General features: G+C 59.5%; 1 protein-coding gene. It reads left to right on the top strand.

The window, feature by feature from the left end:
* Positions 1 to 388 precede the first annotated feature (388 nt).
* Complete coding sequence (locus QMX91_RS30875; protein ID WP_282413884.1) at positions 389 to 1,948, top strand: TerC family protein; 1,560 nt, start codon at positions 389 to 391, stop codon at positions 1,946 to 1,948.
* Positions 1,949 to 2,065: the final 117 nt, after the last annotated feature.

Below are 2,065 nucleotides of genomic sequence, written 5' to 3'. Positions count from 1 at the left end.
GAGCAAGCCCGCTCCCACATTGGCCCCTCTTTGAACTCAGAACTTGCGTCCGACGAACAACCCCTGTGGGAGCGGGCTTGCTCGCGAAAGGGCCAACAGGAAAAACACATTTCTTGTGCTCTTACAGATTTTGAAATGATTTGCCGCTGTAGAAAATGTGCCTTGAGCCTGTACGCTCCAAGGCCATTTTTCATTCAGGATTTGCATGAACACCCTCTTGGAGCCTCCCAGTCGTACCTTCTCCACGCGCCATGGCGCGGTCTTGACGTACTCGCAGCATCCGGTTTTCCGACTCCCGTCTATCGTTGACAACGCGGCTTCAGAGCCTTCGCGTTGCACTTTGCCGTGCCCGGCAGCCTGAATTCACTGAAGAGAGATCGAGACATTTATGGAATGGTTAGCGGATCCCACGGCCTGGTTAGGCTTGTTGACTTTGATCGTGCTGGAACTGGTGCTGGGTATCGACAACCTGGTGTTTATCGCGATCCTGGCGGACAAACTGCCGCCGCATCAGCGCGACCGTGCGCGAATCATCGGCCTGTCGTTGGCGCTGATCATGCGCCTGGGCCTGTTGGCGAGTATTTCCTGGCTGGTCACCCTCACGCAGCCGTTGTTCGAGGTATTCGACAAGAGCTTCTCCGGCCGTGACCTGATCATGCTGTTCGGTGGTGTGTTCCTGCTGTTCAAGGCGACGATGGAGCTGCACGAACGACTCGAAGGCCACGTCGGCCAGCGCTCGACCAACGCCGCCTACGCGCTGTTCTGGCCAATCGTCGCGCAGATCGTGGTACTCGATGCGGTGTTCTCGCTGGACGCGGTAATCACCGCCGTCGGCATGGTTGATGAACTGGCGGTGATGATGATCGCGGTGATCATTTCCATCGGCCTGATGATCGTCGCCAGCAAGCCGCTGACCCGCTTCGTCAATGCGCACCCGACGGTGATCATGCTGTGTCTGGGCTTCCTGATGATGATCGGTTTCGCCCTGACGGCCGAAGGCCTGGGTTTCCACATCCCGAAAGGTTATCTGTATGCGGCGATTGGTTTCTCGATCCTGATCGAGGTGTTCAACCAGATCGCCCGGGCCCGACGCAAACGTTCGATGCAAGGCTTGCGCCCCATACGTGAGCGCACGGCCCACGCGGTAATGCGTCTGCTGGGCGGGCGCAAGCTGGAGGCGGAGGAGGTCGGCGAGGAAATTTCCGATCTGCTGGATGACGGCGAAGCCCCGAGTGCGGAGCTGTTCGATCGCCGCGAGCGAGTGATGATCAGTGGTGTGCTGCAACTGGCCGAGCGGCCGATTCGGAACCTGATGACCGTGCGTGCCGATGTAGACACCATCGATCTGGCCGACGACGCCGAAACGATTCGCACAAAATTGATGCATTCGTCGTATTCACGTCTGCCGCTGATTCGCGACGGCGCGGTGGATGAACCGTTGGGCTTCGTGCACAAAAAGGAACTGCTCAAGGAATACCTGGCCGGTGCCGAGCCGAATCTGGAACACCTGGCACGCAAGACCATCAACCTGCTCGACAGCTATTCGATCCTCAATGCGCTGGAGCAAATGCGCGCGGCGTCGACCCACATCGCCTTCGTGGTCAACGAGTTCGGTGACTTCGTCGGCGTGTTGACCATGACCGACATCCTCGAATCGATTGCCGGCGAACTGCCCGATGCCAGCGAAATCGAAGGTCCGGACGTGATCGAGGAGCAGGGCGGGTTTGTCGTCAACGGCGCGTTGAACCTGACGCGTGTTCGCCAGCGCACCGGGTTTGGCGCCGAACCGACCGAGGACTATCAGACCTTGGCCGGACTGGTGATGAGCCTGCTGGATCGTTTGCCGATGAAGGGCGATCGCCTGCAGTACGGAGGCTGGCAGATGACCGTCAAAGCCGTTGAGGAACGACGGGTGACGCGGGTGTTGCTGGTGCGCGATTCTGCGTAAGGCAGCAGCCTTGCGCTGACGGTGCCGGCCCCTTCGCGGGCAAGCCCGCTCCCACAGTGCACGCGTCGTACACGAAATGTGTGAACAACGTTGACCCCTGTGGGAGCGGGCTTGCCC

It is taken from the genome of Pseudomonas sp. PS01299, from assembly GCF_029960145.1.
Lineage (GTDB): Bacteria > Pseudomonadota > Gammaproteobacteria > Pseudomonadales > Pseudomonadaceae > Aquipseudomonas > Aquipseudomonas putida_A.
Note: the sequence above shows the minus strand (reverse complement) of the source record. Positions and strands in the feature narration are given on the sequence as shown.